Annotated in this window: 16 protein-coding genes, 2 tRNA genes and 1 pseudogene; 7 read left to right on the forward strand and 12 right to left on the reverse strand. The window is 50.2% G+C overall.

The genetic code is table 11. The features are described 5' to 3' along the window. Positions 1-74: 74 nt before the first annotated feature. The 5 genes from CBR65_RS17695 (at position 75) to CBR65_RS17715 (ending at position 7,572) form a co-directional block, all read left to right on the forward strand. Positions 75-3,341 carry a TonB-dependent receptor gene (locus CBR65_RS17695; protein WP_198300784.1) on the forward strand — a complete coding sequence of 1,089 codons (3,267 nt, stop codon included), beginning with the start codon at positions 75-77 and terminating at the stop codon, positions 3,339-3,341. A gap of 180 nt (positions 3,342-3,521) precedes the next feature. Then, a complete protein-coding gene (locus tag CBR65_RS17700) occupies positions 3,522-5,075 on the forward strand; it encodes a tryptophan halogenase family protein (RefSeq protein ID WP_087468084.1) in 1,554 nt (517 codons plus the stop codon). Positions 5,076-5,093: 18 nt separating this feature from the next. After that, positions 5,094-5,804 carry a SapC family protein gene (locus CBR65_RS17705; protein ID WP_087469148.1) on the forward strand — a complete coding sequence of 237 codons (711 nt, stop codon included), beginning with the start codon at positions 5,094-5,096 and terminating at the stop codon, positions 5,802-5,804. Then, the gene (locus CBR65_RS17710; RefSeq protein ID WP_087468085.1) at positions 5,779-6,501 is read left to right on the forward strand and encodes a DUF6445 family protein; all 723 of its coding nucleotides are present in this window, start codon (positions 5,779-5,781) and stop codon (positions 6,499-6,501) included. The genes CBR65_RS17705 and CBR65_RS17710 overlap by 26 nt, the downstream gene beginning before the upstream one ends. Before the next feature lie 141 nt (positions 6,502-6,642). Continuing rightward, a complete protein-coding gene (locus CBR65_RS17715) occupies positions 6,643-7,572 on the forward strand; it encodes a DUF808 domain-containing protein (RefSeq protein ID WP_087468086.1) in 930 nt (309 codons plus the stop codon). Positions 7,573-7,749: 177 nt separating this feature from the next. Here the strand turns inward: CBR65_RS17715 and purK are convergent, their stop codons facing one another. The 7 genes and pseudogenes from purK to CBR65_RS17750 form a co-directional block, all read right to left on the reverse strand. Then, a complete protein-coding gene (purK, locus tag CBR65_RS17720) occupies positions 7,750-8,817 on the reverse strand; it encodes a 5-(carboxyamino)imidazole ribonucleotide synthase (protein WP_087468087.1) in 1,068 nt (355 codons plus the stop codon). Beyond that, positions 8,818-9,308: pseudogene (gene purE, locus CBR65_RS17725) on the reverse strand (5-(carboxyamino)imidazole ribonucleotide mutase). A 131-nt stretch (positions 9,309-9,439) separates the two neighbouring features. After that, positions 9,440-9,733 carry a hypothetical protein gene (locus CBR65_RS17730; RefSeq protein ID WP_087468088.1) on the reverse strand — a complete coding sequence of 98 codons (294 nt, stop codon included), beginning with the start codon at positions 9,731-9,733 and terminating at the stop codon, positions 9,440-9,442. A gap of 264 nt (positions 9,734-9,997) precedes the next feature. After that, on the reverse strand, positions 9,998-11,161 hold the full coding sequence (locus CBR65_RS17735; RefSeq protein WP_087468089.1) for a slipin family protein: 1,164 nt from the start codon (positions 11,159-11,161) through the stop codon (positions 9,998-10,000). Between the two features lie 270 nt (positions 11,162-11,431). Beyond that, a tRNA-His gene (locus tag CBR65_RS17740) sits at positions 11,432-11,507 on the reverse strand. A 1-nt stretch (position 11,508) separates the two neighbouring features. Further along, positions 11,509-11,579, reverse strand: a tRNA-OTHER gene (locus CBR65_RS17745). A gap of 192 nt (positions 11,580-11,771) precedes the next feature. After that, complete coding sequence (locus CBR65_RS17750) at positions 11,772-12,998, reverse strand: RtcB family protein (protein ID WP_087468090.1); 1,227 nt, start codon at positions 12,996-12,998, stop codon at positions 11,772-11,774. Positions 12,999-13,197: 199 nt separating this feature from the next. Here CBR65_RS17750 and rtcR point away from each other — a divergent pair, with 199 nt between their 5' ends. Continuing rightward, positions 13,198-14,796 carry an RNA repair transcriptional activator RtcR gene (gene rtcR / locus CBR65_RS17755; RefSeq protein WP_087468091.1) on the forward strand — a complete coding sequence of 533 codons (1,599 nt, stop codon included), beginning with the start codon at positions 13,198-13,200 and terminating at the stop codon, positions 14,794-14,796. On the opposite strand, the gene CBR65_RS17760 is transcribed toward rtcR, so the two are convergent. From CBR65_RS17760 to CBR65_RS17775, 4 genes are all read right to left on the reverse strand, one after another. Continuing rightward, positions 14,784-15,101 carry a hypothetical protein gene (locus CBR65_RS17760; protein ID WP_157672138.1) on the reverse strand — a complete coding sequence of 106 codons (318 nt, stop codon included), beginning with the start codon at positions 15,099-15,101 and terminating at the stop codon, positions 14,784-14,786. The genes rtcR and CBR65_RS17760 overlap by 13 nt on opposite strands. Before the next feature lie 163 nt (positions 15,102-15,264). After that, positions 15,265-16,182, reverse strand: coding sequence for a recombination-associated protein RdgC (gene rdgC / locus CBR65_RS17765; protein WP_087468093.1), 918 nt, complete (start codon positions 16,180-16,182; stop codon positions 15,265-15,267). 92 nt (positions 16,183-16,274) lie between these two features. Then, the gene (locus CBR65_RS17770) at positions 16,275-16,895 is read right to left on the reverse strand and encodes an FKBP-type peptidyl-prolyl cis-trans isomerase (protein WP_087468094.1); all 621 of its coding nucleotides are present in this window, start codon (positions 16,893-16,895) and stop codon (positions 16,275-16,277) included. A 72-nt stretch (positions 16,896-16,967) separates the two neighbouring features. After that, positions 16,968-18,062, reverse strand: coding sequence for an AI-2E family transporter (locus tag CBR65_RS17775; RefSeq protein ID WP_087468095.1), 1,095 nt, complete (start codon positions 18,060-18,062; stop codon positions 16,968-16,970). Positions 18,063-18,204: 142 nt separating this feature from the next. On the opposite strand from CBR65_RS17775, the gene CBR65_RS17780 reads away from it, so the two are divergent. Beyond that, entirely contained in the window at positions 18,205-19,092 is an 888-nt protein-coding gene (locus tag CBR65_RS17780; protein ID WP_157672139.1) for an ABC transporter substrate-binding protein, read from the forward strand. Here the strand turns inward: CBR65_RS17780 and CBR65_RS22750 are convergent. Then, a complete protein-coding gene (locus CBR65_RS22750) occupies positions 19,065-19,265 on the reverse strand; it encodes a FeoB-associated Cys-rich membrane protein (protein WP_087468097.1) in 201 nt (66 codons plus the stop codon). The genes CBR65_RS17780 and CBR65_RS22750 overlap by 28 nt on opposite strands. Between the last annotated feature and the right edge of the window lie 7 nt (positions 19,266-19,272).

Consider the following 19,272-nt stretch of genomic DNA (forward strand, 5'->3'; position numbering starts at 1 on the left):
GAGTAAAACCTTACACTCCGCCAATGCGCGTCGCATCTTGCGACATCGATTCATGACAATAATTATTCAAAAAAATGTCTTCGACTTTATGGCGGAAAAAAATCGCTCATTCGTCTATTCAGCAGGCGAGCAATACGCTCGCTTCTGAAGGACACGAAGCGGCGATTTTTGCACCATTGCGCTGTGCTTTGCTCATGATGCTAAGTTCGGCAGCCTGGGCGGAGGACGCGCATCTTGGCACAATAATCCCTTTCGATATCCCTCAGCAACGAGCGGATTTATCGCTCATCGAGTTCGCCAAACAGGCCAACATCACGCTGATATTTCCTTTTGATGCTGCAATGGAAGTGACAGCGAATCCGTTAGTTGGCAGGTATTCCATCGAAGAAGCCGTCAGGTTGTTATTGGCGAATACGCGATTGAAGGTGGGCGTCGGTGAGGATGGTCAGCTCATGATTACGAGCAATCAGACTCAAGGGGAAATCGATTCCATGCACACTAAAAATAAATTATCGAGTGCTATTCTCGGCATACTGTCGTCCATGGCAGCCTCGCCATCACTCGCGCAGGATGATGGCGGTTCTGTTGAAGAAGTATTGGTTACGGGTATTCGCGGCAGTATACAGCGCGCGATGGATATCAAACGCGATGCACCCGGTGTGGTAGATGCCATCTCGGCGGAAGACATCGGTAAATTTCCGGATACCAACCTGGCCGAATCTCTCCAACGTATCACCGGGGTATCCATCGACCGCTCCGGCGGCGAAGGGCAATTAATTACCGTGCGTGGCTTCGGCCCGCAATTTAATACGGTGCTGGTAAATGGCCGTCAGATTGCGTCAGAAAATGATTCGCGCGCGTTCAGTTTTGACACGCTTGCTTCGGAATTGGTGAGCGGTTTGAATGTTCATAAAACCTCTACGGCAACCATGCAGTCCGGGGGTATCGGCGCGACGGTGAATGTCAAAACCGCACGACCTTTTGATATGAATGGTTTTAAAGTCGCAGGCAGTGTGAAAGCCCTGGTCGACGAAAATAGTGAGTCCACCTCGCCACAATTTTCGGGTTTAATCAGTAATACCTTTAACGAAGATACCTTTGGTGTACTGCTGGCTTTGTCATACCAGGAACGGGAAACCCGTTTGAATCAGGCGCAGATGGACGGCTGGTTGGAAAATGTCGGTATTCCCTCGGAAGAATTGAATGGTGGCGCCGGTGTGCCTGAAGGTTCCACTATTTTTTCACCACGTAACTATGACCACAAAGTGACCTTCGAAGAACGTACACGCACCAACGGTTCGTTAGTGTTGCAGTTTGCCCCTTCTGATACCTTAACCCTCACCACCGATTTACTTTATTCCGATTTCGATGTTGAAACCAATGCACTGTCTTACGGACACTGGTTTACCGCCCCAAACATTACCGATGCAGTAACGGATGAAAATGGCACGGTGATTGATTTGCGTCAGGAAGTTGGTTTGGCGACTGACATGCACGCCAAGAAATTTGATCGCCTGACCGAAACCTTTTTATTCGGCTTTAATGCAGATTGGGATGTAACCGAAAATCTGAATGTAAATTTTGATGCGAGTTTTTCCAACGCTGAACGCGAAGCCAATAACGGTGGCGGTGATCAACTATCACTGATCGGCTACGCCAATCGTGTCAGATTTCAGGTAGACGACGCCATCCTGCCATTGGCCAGTGAATTTGAAACCGCCAACCCGAATATTTATTCAGGTCAACAAGAATTGGATGGCACAGCTTACCTTGAACCCGGTGATCCGGATTATGAAGCGCCAGCAGGCGTGGAAGATTTTCTCAGCAAGGAAAATAGCCGCGCCCATGTGATGTTGCGGCGCGGTTGGGCGGTAGAAGATGATGTGACACAAATTAAACTGGATGGCACCTGGGACGAGGGCAGTGGCAGCGGACTGGTAAAAGCACGATTCGGTGCGATGTTCTCAAGCGAAACCAAAAATCTGGTGCGCTGGGACAACGAAGGTGTTGGTATTCACTGTACCTATTGTGGTTATCCCGACTTGCCGGAAATTCCTGCTGATATGCAATATGTTTTTGATGCCGGTAATGACTTCCTCGGCGACGTCAGCGGTAGTGGACGGATGCCGACGCAATGGCTTGCGCACGATGGCGAAGCAAATTTTGCTTTTCTTGAGCAATATTATGAAAGTGTCAACGGCGAGCCGATCAGCTTTGATGCGGTGCGCCGCGATAATTCCTTTGAGGTGGAAGAGGAAACGGTTGCGTTCTATCTGGAGGTTGATTTCGCGGGAGAGCTGGGCGGTATGCCAATTTCGGCAACCTCCGGTGTGCGTGTAGAAAGCACCGATACCACCGTGAACGGAACCCAGGCACCCGTAATCGGTTTAACCATCCTCGATGAAACAGAAATGTTAGCGCAATACGGTCCGGCACAAAGTATCGGCGCGGACGCCAGCTACGACGCAATCCTGCCCAGCCTGAATATTAAATTGAATATCACCGATGACATGATTGTGCGCGCAGCAGCCTCCAAGACGCTGACGCGTCCAACGCTGGAAAGTATGGCGCCGGTCACGGTCATTACCACGACCCGTCAAGGCGGCGACTTGACCTCCACGAGTGGTAACTCTGCACTGGAGCCCTTCGAGTCCGATAATTTCGATCTATCGTGGGAGTGGTACTACGGCGACGCCAGTTATGTTTCCGTGGGCTATTTCAAAAAGGACGTAGCAAACTTTATCGTAAATTCACTCGAAGATATTACGTTTACCTTACCCAACGGCGACACCTTGCTGGACCCATCCACGGGTGATGATCCCGGTGCGGCAGACGCCAACGATACAGCCGCTGTGTTTACCAATACTCTGCCTAATAACGGCGAAACAGCCACTGTGGACGGCGTAGAAATGGGTGTGCAACACACCTTTGGCGATACGGGTTTTGGTGTGATGGTAAATGCAACCCTGGTTGACAGTGACGCGGAACTCGATCCGGCGAATGTTGAGCAAGTCTTCGCGCTAACTGGCTTGAGCGATTCTTATAATCTCGTGGGTTTTTACGAACAGGGACCATTCCAGATTCGTTTGGCCTACAATCGCCGCGATGATTTTGTGCAATCACTGACGCAACTCAATGGCGATGGCCCGACGATTGTGGAAGATTATGAACAGTGGGATATCAGTGCTAGCTACGATGTTACCGATGATATTTCTATCTTCGCTGAAGGGTTAAATCTCACCGAAGAATATGTTCATAAACGCGGACGCTACGCCAACCAATTATTATTGGTTGAGGATAGCGGACGGCGCTGGACAGTGGGCGTACGCGCAAGCTTTTAAAATGTTTTTAACAATGCCCGTTGAGGCACAGCAGGGATAGCGGTGAGTATGCGAGACCATCGCCGGCATGGATGCCGGTGATGAGCCTACAGGGATGTATTCACGGCGAGTCTCGCATACTCACCGCTATTCCTGCCCCATGGCGCAAACAATGTATCGTTTGGAAAAAATGAAAGAATAATGAACAAAGCAACAAAATCCATTGTGGTTGTTGGTGGCGGGACGGCGGGCTGGATCACCGCTGGCCGTATTGCTGCCATGCACAAAGCCAATCAACCGGATGGTGTTCAGGTTACTCTGGTGGAATCACCCAATATTCCTATCATAGGCGTGGGTGAAGGCACTTGGCCGACGATGCGGAATACATTAATTAAATTAGGTATTTCGGAAACTGATTTTATTCGCGAGTGCGATGCGTCTTTCAAGCAAGGCGCAAAGTTTGCGCGCTGGGTTGATGGGTCAGATACGGATTTTTATTACCACCCTTTAATGCTTCCTCAAGGTTTTGGCAAGGTTAACCTCGCGCCCTATTGGCAACAGCATCGCCACAACGGGCTGGAAGGACAATCATTTTCCGCCGCGGTCTGTTTTCAGGAGGCAATCTGTGAGCAGGGGTTGGCGCCCAAGATGATCACCACGCCGGAATTTAATTCAGTGGCTAATTACGCCTATCATTTAAATGCGGGAAAATTTTCATCCTTTTTGCAAAAGCACTGCTGCGAAAAATTGGGTGTTCAACATATTCTTGCGGATGTTACCGCTGTTCATTCCGCAGAAAACGGTGATATCGCTGCCGTGGAAACGCAGCAGGCTGGTCGTGTTGAAGGTGATCTTTTTATTGACTGCACCGGCTTTTCCGCGTTGTTGTTGGGCAAGCATTTCGAGGTGCCTTGGGTAGATTGCAGCGATGTGTTGTTTATTGATCGCGCACTCGCTGTGCAGGTGCCTTATGCTGGTGAGGATGCGCCTATTGCGTCCCACACTATTTCCACTGCACAGGAAGCGGGTTGGATCTGGGATATTGGCTTGGTGCATCGGCGTGGTGTCGGTCATGTCTATGCCAGTGGTTACACAACTGAAGAGCAAGCCTTGCAGCGTCTGGCCGATTATGTGGGGCCGATGTTTGATGAGTCTGCCGTGCGGCGTATTCCGATTCGGTCGGGTCATCGGCAATTATTCTGGAAAAATAATTGTGTCGCTGTGGGTTTGTCGGCGGGTTTTCTGGAGCCGCTGGAAGCTTCCGCATTGGTGTTGGTTGAATTATCAGCGGCGATGATTGCTGAACAATTACCCGCGTGCCGTGCGGTGATGGATATCACCGCCAGGCGTTTTAATGATACCTTTCACTATCGTTGGCAGCGGATTATTGATTTCCTGAAGTTGCATTACATCCTCAGTAAGCGCACGGATAACGCCTTCTGGATTGATAATCGCGATCCGCAGACTATCCCGGAAAGTTTGCAGGAATTAATGACGCTATGGCGTTATCAATCGCCCTGGGATCATGACTTTACCAGCAATAACGAAGTCTTTCCGGCGGCGAGTTACCAATACGTGCTCTATGGAATGGGATTTGAAACTCATCCTGAATTTCAGCAACATCAGTTGGATGAAGCGCAAGCGCGCGAGCAACTGAATAAAAACCGTAGGAATATAGAGCAGGCTTTGCGACAATTACCGACCAATCGCGATCTGTTAAGCAAGATTCACCAATACGGGTTACAAACCCTATAACTGATGATGGGTGATCAGATGACCAAATTTGTTTCTCTGCACAATAACCTTCACCGCCACATTCGTGTAGATCAAAGCCGAATCGAAGCACAAGGTGCCAAAGAGCGCATGGTGCCGGTGGTGATGAGTGAATTTCTTAAATTAGCGGTGCAATATCCCATTGCGTTTACCAAGTACAGTGACACCGGTCGTTTTGTCTGTGTAGCGCTTCTGGGGTTTGAGGAACACGAAAATCTTTTCTGGGACGGTGAGCATTGGCAAGGCATTTACACACCACTCAATATTGTGCGCCAGCCATTTTTTGTTGGGCAGGAGGATGACAAAACCGTTATTTGTATCGATGCGGAAAGCGATTGCCTGACCCGTGAAGCAGGGCAAGCAATCTTTACCGAGCAGGGCGAGGAAACAGAATTTCTGCGCAAGGTGAAAGCCATGTTGGCGCAGCTGATTGAAGGCGAACAACACACCCAAACCTTTATCGAAGCCTTGCTGCAACACAAACTGCTGATGCCGATGTCTTTCAACATCACCTTTGTTAATCAGCAGGAGCAGCGAGTACAAGGGCTATACACCATTGATGAAGAAAAACTGTCTACCCTTGACGATGCGGCGATAGCACAACTCCATCGGCAGGGATATCTGAAACCTATTTATACGCTGATCGCATCATTAGGGCATATCTATTCGCTGGTGGAAAAGAAAAATGCGCGCCTTGCCGACGACTCCTGAGGTGGCCGGTGTAACCTATGACGTTCATGCCCTCGGTCATGAGGCTCAGCCTTTGGTGGTCATCGATAATATCGTTGATGATCCCGAAGCATTAATTGCGCTGGCCGAAGCCGGTCCACCGTTCGTTGCACAACCGACAGATTATTATCCCGGTATCCGCAAACCCATCAGCAACACTTATTCGGATATTTTATTGCAGAAAGTCGAACCGGTATTGCGTGACGTGTTTGGTTTGGAGCATCAGTATCAACCACAGGTGCGTCTGTCAGCATTTTCCCTCACAACCACTCAACCGCAAAAACTGCGCCCCATCCAATGTGTGCCGCATATTGATAATCATGCCCCTAATCAATTTGCTGTGGTGCATTACTTATGTCAGGAAAAGTTTGGCGGCACGTCCTTTTATCGCCATCGCAGCACCGGTTACGAAACTATTACTGCTGAAAGGCTGGAACATTACTTCAAGGTTCTGAAACAGGAAGTGATGGCTGATGATTCGGCCGGGGGCGATTACATCAATGGTAATACCCGCTTGTTTGAGCGCATCGCACGGATCAAGGTACGGTTTAATCGCGCGTTGATTTACCGCAGTTGCTCCCTGCATTCCGGCGATATATCTGCGGCGGTGGGTTTGTCGTCTGATCCTCGCGTTGGGCGGCTAACGCTTAACAGCTTCATCGAAAGTAACCCTGCTTAATCCATTATGGATTTGTTATTTTTCTCGTCATCTGGATAGTCTCCGGTCAAGCTGCTAGCATCCTCCTCCAACGCTGATCCTGTTCATGCCGCCAGAATTACCCTGGCGGCTCCCATCATTTGTTACACAAGGAAACCCGGTATGGCTGGTGGTAGTTTATTAACGCTGTTGGATGATATTGCAACGGTACTGGATGACATTGCGGTGATGACCAAGGTCGCCACCAAGAAAACCGCTGGTGTATTGGGCGATGATCTCGCGCTGAACGCGCAACAGGTAGCCGGCGTCAGGGCTGAACGAGAAATACCTGTAGTGTGGGCGGTCGCCAAAGGGTCGATGCGCAACAAACTTATCCTGGTACCGGCAGCGCTATTGATCAGTGCCATTATGCCTTGGGCGATCACGCCGCTATTGATGCTGGGCGGTGCCTTTTTGTGTTTTGAGGGCTGCGAAAAACTCGCGCATAAATTTTTACATCGCGTAGAAGAAGAACAGCATCATGCCGAGCTCACCCAGGCATTGGTTAATCCCGCTATCGACATGCTTGCGCTGGAAAAAGAAAAAGTGAAAGGCGCTATCCGCACGGATTTTGTGTTGTCCGCTGAAATTATTGTCATTACCTTAGGCGCTGCTGCCGAGATGGATTTCGTGGGGCGGCTGGGCGTGCTGGTGGTGATCTCCATCATCATGACGGTCGGCGTTTACGGTCTGGTGGCAGCCATTGTGAAACTTGATGACGCCGGTTTATATCTGCAAAAAAAATCCGGTGAAAGTTTTGCTGCGCGATTTCAACGCGGTTTCGGCGCCGGCATTTTGCGTACCGCACCCTGGTTGATGAAAACATTATCAGTCGTCGGCACGGCAGCTATGTTTATGGTGGGCGGCGGTATCCTGGTTCACGGCCTACCGTTTTTACATCACTGGCTCGAAGCGATTCCGGTTGCGCATGAAGGCTTTATCGGTGCGCTGGTGGCAACATTATTTAATGCTGTGGCGGGTATTTTGGTTGGTGCGATGATATTGCTGATTGTGAGCTTGATTCAACGTTTGTTTAAGCGGGCTGATCAATAAGTGGTACTTTGTAGCTCGTTTGTCATTAGGGTGTGGGTTTCGAAAACGCATAAATACTTCCCTGTAGCTCCCTCAATTCATCCCTGAATTGAGGGTTTCGAAACCCACACCCTAACGCCAAACTACATTGTGCTAAATTCAATTCTGTTAATTTGTATGTTCAACAGAAGATTTCTTTTAGGTGTTTTGTATCAACCAATCAATAACTTCATTGTAATTACTCGGCAGATGTGGGCGAAGCGCCTCCAGCGAAGCGCGAATAGCAGTGTTATCCGAATGGGTAATATTGATATGCCCCACCTTGCGGCCAGGCAGCACCTCTTTTCCATACCACACCAGCTCAGTACCCGGCACCGCCAGCCACTGATTATTGCGTTCAGTACCTACCAGATTCACCATCACACTCTGGCCTTTGATGGTCGGCTGGCCCAGCGGCAAGTCGGTGATCGCGCGCAGGTGTAATTCAAATTGATTGGTGCTGGCGCCGGCCTGGGTCCAATGGCCGCTATTGTGCACGCGTGGCGCCAGTTCGTTGATCATCAGGCGGTCCCCGACACGGAAACATTCCATGGCCATCACGCCCACGTAATTCAGATGCTGCAACAATGTCTCCAGCATCTTTTCGGCTTGAGCTTGCAAGTGGGCCAGGCGTGGCAGAGGTGATACGGAGCCGAGCAGGATGCCGTTAACGTGCAGGTTTAGGGTGAGCGGGTAAAACACACATTGGCCCGCCGCGTTGCGCGCGCCGACCAGAGAAACTTCTTCGTCGAAGGCGATGGCCTGTTCTGCAATGGCCTGCTCGTGCCAATTGTCAGGGATTTCATCCTGGCGGGACTGGTGCAGCCAGTACTGGCCTTTACCGTCATAACCGCCAGTGCGGCGCTTCAGCAGAACCCGTTCGCCAAACTTATGATGCAGATCAGCCGCGAGGGTTGTTTCATCGACATGGGCCCAAGGCGCGGTTGCCAGACCCAGTTCGTCGATCAGCGTTTTTTGGGTTTTGCGATCCGCCAAGCGGCCGAACACCGTGCTATTGATGAAGCGTGGATGTTGTGCCAGCGCGTGGGTGGCTACCGACTCGGGCCACTGCTCGCGCTCGGCGGTAACGATGTCCCGGGCATCCAGTGCCGGTGCCTCACTGGCATCAATCGCCACCGGGCGGACATCCAGATTGAGCGGGCGACCCGCCGTTTGCAACATGGCGCCTAATTGTCCAGCGCCTAAAACCCATACACGCAGACTCATTTATTCAACACTCGGATCAGGGTTATCCAGAACAGCCTGGGTTTGTTCTGTGCGGAATTGTTCGATGCGCTCGGCCAGGGCGGGGTTGTTCAGCGCGAGGATCTGGCAAGCCAGCAGGCCGGCATTGAATGCCCCGGCGGTACCGATGGCGAGTGTCCCGACGGCAATACCCTTGGGCATTTGAACAATAGAAAGCAGGCTGTCCATGCCATTCAGCGCTTTACTCTGGACCGGAACACCCAGGACGGGCAAACGGGTATGAGCAGCAACCATGCCGGGCAAATGGGCGGCACCGCCGGCGCCAGCGATAATCACGCCATAGCCATTTGCGGCGGCTGCCTCAGCAAAACTGGTGAGTTTCTGGGGGTGCGGTGGGCAGAGACGACTTCGGTGTGATAATCCACACCCAATTGCTGCAGTATCTCCGCAGCGGCCTGCATGGTGGCCCAGTCACTGCGGGAACCCATAATAACGGCGACTTTGTTGCTCATAATGCGCGGTCCAGATCGGAAAAAAGCGCGCATATTAACACATCACGAACATTATCCACAGGGCACGATGGGGCTGTCCTGCCACTCATCCTTGAGTTCTTACCGGTCCCTGGCAGGTGTGATCCCGAGGATTAATAATCTTCCGTGCTGCCATCGACATCACTTTTTTCAGCGATTCCTTTCTTGTATTCCGCTTCAGTCAGCATGTCGTCGCCATTGGTATCCCAAACCGTAAACTTTTTTTCGCTCAATCCGTGATACAAGGCTTCGCTTTCGCTGATAGAGCCATCCTTATTAACATCCAGCACATTAAAGCTGGGCGCCTGTGGGCCTTGCGCTGCACCGGGCTGTGCAGGATCGTTTGCTAAAACCAGGACAGATGAGGCCAGCAAGGCACAGGCAAAAAATATAGGGAGTTTTTTCATCATTACATCCTCAATCAATACATTATTTGACGGGGAGGTTATTGCAGACCCTATGCCAACATTATTTTTTTAAGCGTAAGTTATTGGTAGCGAACACTTTTTTGAGAATGTTCTTTTTCTTTCCGTGGTGAAGCGTTGGTGGAAATAGGTATTTTTTTACAGGAAATTGTAATTTTTATAGATTTTTAGCGAAGGCGCTACGCTGGGTGATGCTTTACTCGTATAAATAACAACAGGCGTAGGTGCTGCCACCTACGCCTGTTGTTATTGCCGTGCAGTTTTATCGGTTAATCTCACCATGTCATTCATCACACCATCCAGTCCTCCATAAACGTTCAGTGTGTTGATGCGCGCAGTGATCTTCTCCAGAACCTCCAGTTCTTTTAAGCGCAACAGAATCGGATTTCCTTCCATGACCTTGGCGGTGTTATGCAAGGAGCGTGTTGCCTGGGTTTCTTCCTGGCGTTTGATCAGGTTTGCCTCAGCCAGTTTCTGTGCTTCGACGACCTGGGTCAGTATCGATTTCATTTCGCCAGGTAAGACAATGTCTCTTGCGCCTACCGCCTTCAGGAGCAAACCGTAAGTAGATACCTTGGTCGACACCAATTCCAGCAGCTGTTGGTTCAGCGAGTTTTTATCGACTAGCAGCTCATCCAATGTTTGCGTGCCGACGATAGCGCGTAACGCCAGTTGCAGTTCTCGATAAAGATAGTCCTTCGCATCAGCGAGTGCCGTTTTGGCAATTTCCGGCTCAACGATTTGCCACATGACTGACAGATTGATCCGCAAGCTAACACGATCCTTGGTTAAAATTTCCTGGCCATTCACTTCCATGTTTTGTAAGCGCAAATCCAGCTGCTTCACCTCGATGACACGATTGAATTTCCACCACATATGTAGGCCCGCTTCGACCTTGCCGACGGTTTTGCCGTTAACTTCGAGAAAGCCAATATGGCCTTCAGCAACATTGACCACGGCAATAGATGTCAGAGCAGAACGGCTTAGTAACGTGTCCCGTGCCGATGACAATACCCGCATCAATTTCTCGCTAATAGCAAAATTATCGCTGATATCGAGTTTCACAAGTTCAATATCGTGCTGGGTTTTCCAATAGGCACCGCGCTGGCCCGGAGCTTTAACTTCCCGTAATACGCCTTGTTGATAGACCAACCCCACTTCATGCTCACCGGTTTCCCAGCGTTGTACATGGGCAGCAAAGGCATCCGGATGTAGCTCCGCCATCAGCAGTACATCTTTATGGATGCCATCCTGCAGAGTGCTTTGAATGTTGTGGTTTTGCACCTGATATTGATTGCGCCAATCCCAAAGTTTATACACACCTGGCATCAGCACCTTTTCAAATTGCTGGTCTTTGAAGAGCAAACCTTTTTGTGCTTCGGTAATAATGATTTTCTTTAGATATTTCATGTCGAGTCCTTGTTGTTAAAGAGGCAGAATCTCCGCAACCTTTCGGCTTTAATTGTTATGACACCTGGGCATGGCGCGTCGAAAATCGCACGACGCACCTGCGCAGCTGCCAGCCCCCAACTAAAGGCGATGCAGTTGCTTGCACGCGATGAGTCACTCCTTTTTTGATCCCTCACTGAGTGTTCTTCCCTGAAAAATCCTTCTGCTTTCATCATTTGCATGGAGATCTGCCGATGCCCTTGCGGGCGGTTACGTATTGCTACCAGGAAATGGTAGTGCTAGCCGGAGTCGAACCGGCGACCGTCCCATCCACAGTGAGATGCTCTACCCTCTGAGCTATAGCAATGTACTGTCGACTGGATTCGAACCAGCGGCACACTGTAAAAACAGTTGCTCTACCAAGCTGAGCTACGACAGTTATTTGGTTCTGTTTGACCGCGATACACACGTCGACCAATGGCGGGTGTGTCAGGCAGATGATATGAGTCTGCTCCGCTGCGTCCAAACAGTGGTGTGATGAGGTTAGTCATCACGCCGCACCAAATTCTTTTAAACGGAAATTAGTGGTGAATAAATTCCGTTATAAATACATTTCATAACAGGCTGCGCGTTAGCCTTTCACGCACAGTACCTGCTTTAATGTGTGCACAATCTCAACCAGATCGGATTGTGCATCCATGACTTTTTCAATCGGCTTGTAAGCTGACGGTGTTTCATCGATCACATCTTCATCTTTACGACATTCCACTCCCGCTGTCGCTGATAAATGTTCGTCCATCGATACGCGACGCTTTGCTTCGGTACGTGACATCACGCGTCCTGCTCCGTGGCTACAGCTGCAAAAACTGTCTTCGTTGCCCAGTCCTCGCACGATAAAAGAACGTGCGCCCATGCTCCCCGGAATAATGCCTATCTCGCCTTTGCGCGCGCTTACAGCGCCTTTGCGGGTAACCCATACATCTTTGCCATAATGGTGTTCACGGCTGATGTAGTTGTGGTGGCAGTTCACTGCTTCCACGTGCGATTCAAACGGAATATCAATAACTTCGCGCATGGCTTGTAGCGTACGTGCCATCATCACTTCGCGATTGATGCGCGCAAAATCCTGAGCCCATGCAACGGCGCTGACATAATGATGAAAGTGATCGCTACCTTCCGGCAAATAGGCCAAATCCTTATCTGGCAATTGAATGAACCAACGCTCCATATCTTTTTTTGCCTGTTCAATAAAATGGGTACCAATCCGGTTGCCCACGCCACGTGATCCGCTATGCAGCATCACCCACACGGCATCCGCTTCGTCGAGGCAAATTTCAATAAAGTGGTTGCCCGTTCCTAGCGTTCCCAAATGATGAATGTTGTTGGTGTTCTTCAAAAACGGATGCTTCTCGCATAGCTGGTTGAATCCTTCGTGCAGCGGTTGCCAGGCGTTGGCCACGTCGTCGGGGACATTTGCCCAGCTGCCAGGGTCACGCGTGCTGCGCAATTGTTTGGCGCGACCGTGGGGTACACGCTTTTCAATCAGGCTGCGCAACGCAGCGAGCGAATCGGGCAATTGGGTGGCCGTCAGGGTGGTCTTGGCGGCCATCATCCCGCAGCCCAGGTCTACCCCCACGGCGGCAGGAATCACCGCGCCAATAGTCGGAATGACGCTACCGATTGTTGCCCCTTTGCCCACATGCACATCGGGCATCACGGCAATCCATTTATGGATGAACGGCATCTGGGCCATGTTGCTCAGTTGCGCTTTGGCGTTTTCATCGAAGGGCACGCTGCGGGTCCAGGATTTAATCGGTGCCTGGCCTGGAGTATGTAAAACGTCGTAAGAGGTATCCATCGTATTTTCCCTGTAGCACTTGATCGTTGTTTTGTGGGAGGTATATAGCAAGGGAGTTGCCAACTTGGCTCACCGGGCCGCTAACAAATTCCAAGCTATTGATTTTAAATAATAAATAAAAATTCTTGCGGTATTGTGGCGGTCGCCCTAGGATGTGCTGGGTTTAAAAAATTATCGAATTTGATAAGAGAGTATCGAAATGAATAATGTGGTGGTGGGAATTCTGGGCTCGCGTCTGGACCATGGCGGGCTGGGAAGAGGTCGCTGGGATCGCTGGCGGCCCAGTATTGCGGTGCTTATGCACTCCGAGTTGCCAATCGATGAATACATCCTTATCTACTTGACGGAAGACGAGGTTCTGGCAAATTTAACGATCCGTGATATGGCTGACATCTCGCCCAACACCAAGGTTACGTTGTATCCCTGGAGCTGCTCCGACCCGTGGGATTTTGAGCAAGTCTACAGCCAGTTACATGACTTCGCGCGTAGTCAGCATTTTGATGTGGAACAAAATAATTATTACGTTCATATCACGACGGGTACTCATGTTGCGCAGATCTGTTTGTACTTATTAACCGAAGCGCACTACCTCCCCGGCAAGTTACTACAAGCATCGCCTGGTCGTGAGGCGGGCACCAAGGGCACCTACCATATTATCGATCTGGACTTGTCGCGCTACGATCAGATTGCCTCCCGTTTTGCCAAGGAAACCGAGGATGCCGTTACTTATTTAAAAAGCGGTATCCATACGCGCAGTCGTGCGTTTAATGAATTGATCTTGCAATTGGAGCGCATATCAATCAAATCTTCTGCACCTATTTTGTTGATCGGTGCAACCGGTGTTGGCAAATCGCAATTGGCAAAACGTATCTACGAGTTGAAGCGTCAGCGTGGGCAATTGACAGGTAACCTGGTTGAAGTGAATTGTGCGACCTTGCGCGGTGATAACGCGATGTCAGCGTTATTCGGACACGTTAAAGGTGCTTTTACGGGAGCGCAATCCGCACGGACCGGTCTGCTGCGCGAGGCGCATCAAGGGTTGTTATTTCTGGATGAGATTGGTGAGCTTGGGTTGGATGAGCAGGCGATGTTGTTACGCGCGATCGAAGATAAAACATTTATGCCATTCGGTGGGGACCAGCTTGTCAGTAGTAATTTCCAACTAATTGCCGGTACGCATCGCAATTTGTTTGAGTTGGTGCGACAAGGATTATTCCGTGAAGACTTGCTGGCCCGCATTAATTTATGGACTTACGAGCTGCCCTCCCTGCGGGAGCGGATCGAAGATCTTGAGCCCAACATCGAACATGAGCTGCAAAACTTTACCCGCAAGGCAGGATACATGGTGAATTTTAATAAGGGCGCAAGAACCATGTACCTGACATTTGCCTATTCGGTGGATGCGCTATGGCGAGCTAATTTTCGTGATCTCAACTCTAGCATCACGCGCATGGCTACTCTGGCTGTAGGTGGGAGGATCACCGAGGATGTTGTATCAGCTGAAATCCAGCGCCTGCGTCAGGCATGGAAGGGCTTTGGTGGGTTTGATGAAGAAAAGAGTGAACACTTGGAATTGCTTTTGTCATCAGCAGCGCTGGAAGAATTGGATATGTTTGATCGCTTACATTTATCAGAAGTTATTCGTATCTGTCAGCAAAGCCGTTCTATGGCGGATGCTGGTCGTAAGTTATTTAATGTGAGTCGCAATAAGAAGACCAGTATTAATGACTCTCACCGGCTGAAACAATATCTACAGAAGTTTGATCTGACTTTTCAGCAAGTTACTCAATCTGATTGATCATTTTCATCGGTGCTGCTTTCCAATAACGCATACAGTTCTTTACAGGTTTGATGGTCAAGCAAAGCATCGGTTTGTTTGGCTGTTTTTAGAATGAACTTACCAATTTTTTTGTCATTTGCGCTCCCATCAAGTAATGCATGCACTAAGGTATTGCTGGTTTTTATGGCTTCCTCCAGCTCTTCAATCAGCATGCGAGCTTGTCGCAGAGTAATATTCGCCCGTCTGCTCATTTGATTGTGCGATATGGCGTCAGGGGTAGATTGGTTTTCCGAATCTGATATAGACATTACATCATTTTTCATACTGAAAGCTGTGACGCAACAAATGTTGCGATTTGGATAAAGCAGGGTGGTCTTGTTCGTGGGCGGGAGTATGGGGCAGGTTTATTGCAGCTTGATGAATCCGTGCGGGTTTTAGAACGGCTTCCGCGAAACCAGGTCGCGCTTTTACGCGCGACCTTGCTGGTTATTCATCCTGATATGAATCATCTTCGCCACCGAAGGCTTTTAGGAGAGCTTTGATAAACGTCTTTAATTCCAGCGTCATGATGGCAAAGTCAGCGTCAAATTGCTCGGCTTTGCTTTCCGGGTTGCGGTCGTTGGCTTGTTCCTGAATCTTGTCTTCGAACTTCAGGCGTTTGATAGCCAGTTGGTCGTCGATAACACAGTGAATGGCTTCTTTCCAGGTGATGGCTACTTTGTTCACAAACATGCCGCTATTCAAATGGCTGCGTATTTCATCGGCATACAAATCCTGATTTTTACAGCGGATAACACGGCCATCTTTACCGGCTTGTAGTTCACATTCTTCTCGTAGCTCAAACTCCGGTGGCAGCTGTGCGTCGCGCAGCCAATGGGTCATCACTTGAGTCGGAATGTTTTTTGGCGTAATGGGGATTGCCCGCAAACTACCCAATGCTTCACGCAATGCACTCAATAAATCTTCGGCGCGTTTGGCGGAAGAGGCATTTACAACGATAAGCCCTTCCTGTACCGCAATGTAAGCAAAATCCAGCGAGGATTTGGTAAAGGCTTTGGGCAGCAGTGAAAAGATAATTTCATCTTTTAATGTTTGTCGTTCCTTGCGCCCGACATTGCGTGATTCAGCTTCGCTGATGGCAATTGCTTTTTCTTCTACCTGTTCATTCACGACAGCGGCAGGCAGAATTTTTTCCTGCTTTTTTGCGCAGATCATGATGTAACCGTTGGCAGCATGAACAAATTCGCTCCCGTGCCTGCCTAATGGCGGTACCCAGCCATAACGCATCATGTCGAGATTGCCGCAGGGGTTAAAACTGTGTTCACCCAGACGTTCGTTCAGTTCTTCGGGCGAGAGTGTCCATTGTTCAGTGAGGCGATAGAGACGCAGATTTTTAAACCACATAATCAATCCGGGAAATAACGCTAAACGCAGAAAATACTACTGCACGCACCCTCATCTGCGATGAGGCGCGCGCAGTGTGTCAGGACATGGTATTAACCAAGGATTTCCAATAACTCCACATCAAAGATCAACGCGGAATACGGTGCGATGCTGGAGCCTGCACCACGCTCGCCGTAAGCCAGTTGGTAAGGGATGTATAAACGCCACTTTGATCCGACGGGCATCAATTGCAGGGCTTCGGTCCAGCCGGCGATGACACCGTTAACGGCGAAGTCGATCGGTTGACCACGGTTGTAAGAGGAGTCGAATACGGTACCGTCAATCAAGGTGCCATGGTAATGGGTTTTTACACGGGAGGTGGCGGATGGTTTTTCGCCGTTGCCTTGTGTGACAACTTCATATTGCAAGCCAGAAGCGGTAACCGTCACGCCCGGCTTTTTAGCGTTTTCAGCGAGGAACGTTTCACCTTCAGAGGCCTTGGCTTTACCTTGTTCAGCCTGCCTGGCTTGCATGCGCTGACTGATTTCCTTGAAGGCGGCCTCAAGGTCGGCGTGGGCTACCGCGCTGGCTTTGCCTTGCAGGGCATCGATTACGCCCGCTGCAACGGCAGCCGCGTCGACACCTTCAAAGGGATTGGCGGCTAGCTGGTCACCCATTTGACGACCAACACCGTAGCTAACACGTTGTTCAACGGTGGTGTATTGCTCTGACATAAGTCATTTCTCACGTGAGGATAAAAAAGGGCCGGCAGTCTATCATGAAATCCCGCCGCGCTTTGCCGTCGCTCATGGCTGAGTGATGTCGGGTTCGGCGGTTGTTTCATCCTGCGTGTTGACTTCGCGGATAAAAATGCCCCAAAAGGCCATAAACAAGGCCGCGACCAGAGGCCCCACGACAAAGCCATTAATACCGAACAAGGCCAGTCCGCCCAAGGTGGACAGCAACACAATATAGTCCGGCATCTTGGTATCCCGCCCGACCAGGATAGGGCGCAGGACGTTATCGACCAAGCCGATAACACCCGCTCCAAAAGCAACAAGAATCACCCCGTCGACAGTCTCGCCTGTGGCAAACAGATAGAGCGCTACCGGTAGCCAGATCAGCGCCGGACCAACGGCGGGAATCAAGGAGGCAATCGCCATAAAGATGGCCCACAACAACGCCCCTGGAATACCCAATATCCAAAAGATCAATCCACCCAGCGCGCCCTGCACAATAGCGACGACCAGATTGCCTTTGATGGTGGCGCGAGTGACTTCGGCAAACTTCTTAAATAGCAGGCGTTCACGCGCATCGCCCAAAGGGAGCGCGCGGACCAGCAATTCAATTAATTTGTTGCCATCGCGCAGCATAAAGAAAGTGAGGTAAAGCATCAGGCAGAGATTCAATATAAAACTGAACGCGTTCTGCCCGATGTTTAGTGTTTGTCGGGCGAGAATTTTACCGCTGCTCATGGCGGCGTCGGTGGCGGTTTCCTTGAGCTTATTCAGGTCGACACCGATGCGTTCCAACGACTGTTCAGCGGTCGGAAACGCCTCGCGAAAACGTTCAATATATTGCGCTGGTTTAATTTCACCATCTTCAATTTTTTGATAGATAGCTGTCCCTTCGTTCACGGCGGAGGTGACAATGAAGATCATCGGCAAGACCACGATTATCACGCATAGCAACAAAGTTAATAGAGCGGTCAAGTTGCGACGGCCATTGAACCGCCGCAATAATTTTTGCTGCACAGGATAGAAAATTACCGCGATGGCACAGGCCCAGAAAATGGGGCCGAAAAAAGGGCGCAGTAACCACAGGAAACCAATCGACACCAGTAGTAGGAACAGTATAAAGGTGCGCATCTCCAGTTTTTCTTGTTTGATTTTTTCCTGCATGGCTGTGCCTCGGGTGGGTAGGGTTGGCCTATACGGTAGGTGAGTGACCTGGGCATTTCAAGGAGATTCTTGAGCAAACGGAGCGCCATGGGCTAGAGTTGTTAGATAGCTGACAAATTGCGTGCTTTTTGAGCACCGGGATGTGACGGTTTTGATTAATCTGCAACGACTGCTGTTATGTATCGCCTTACTCTGGTGTTTGCCACTTGCGGCTGAACAAAAGATTGTATCGATCAATATTCAGGCCGTAGCACTGGAGCAGCCCAGCGATTATTTCGTCACATTGCTGAAGATGGCGCTTGATGCCAGCAAGGCACCGGATGAACAGATTGAACTGCGTTTTGCGCCTTATGAATTGTCCCAGGCGCGCTGGATTTATCTGCTGCAACATGAATCCAGTGACACGGTGATCTGGACCATGACCTCGAAAGAGCGGGAAAAACTGCTGCGTCCGATCCGTATTCCATTGTTCAAAGGGTTGTTCGGCAAACGGGTGTTCATCATCCGCAAGCAGGATCAAAAACGGTTTGATCCGATTACGACCCGCGATCAATTGGGCGAGTTGCTGGCCGGACAAGGCGCGCATTGGCCGGACACACGCATCCTGCAATTGAATGATTTACCTGTCACTACTGCATCCACTACCGACTCGTTATTCAAGATGCTGATGGCTGGACGGTTCGATTATTTTCCCCGCGGTATTTCCGAGGCCTGGTTTGAGCTGGCGCAGCGACCGGAAGATAAGGACGTGGTGGTGGAGCAAAAGCTGATGATTGTCTACCCGACGGCTATTTATTATTTTGTTCCCAAGTCGAATGAAGCCTTGGCAAAGCGAATTGAGCGGGGGTTGGAACGGTTAATCGATACCGGGGAATTCGACAGATTTTTCTATTCGCATGCCCGGACCAAAGCAGGGCTGGAGCAGCTGGAAAAATTTCCACGGCGTATTATCACCCTGGATAATCCCGACCTGCCCGAAGAAACCCCGCTGGATAATCCGCGCTACTGGTTAACCTTACCCGGGTCTTGATGGTGGGTGTTTGGGGTGGAGTCTGTCTGTGTCTGGCAAGTGTTCGTGCTGGCGCATCCACCGCAACCGCTGCTGCAGCCCGTGGGCTTTTTCTTACCCACGGGTAACCAGCGGCGCACCAGAAAAACCAGCGCGCCGATAACGCAGAGTCCGACAATCATTTCCTGCCACATACGCTAC

This window comes from Cellvibrio sp. PSBB006 (genome assembly GCF_002162135.1).
In the GTDB taxonomy this organism is placed as follows: domain Bacteria; phylum Pseudomonadota; class Gammaproteobacteria; order Pseudomonadales; family Cellvibrionaceae; genus Cellvibrio.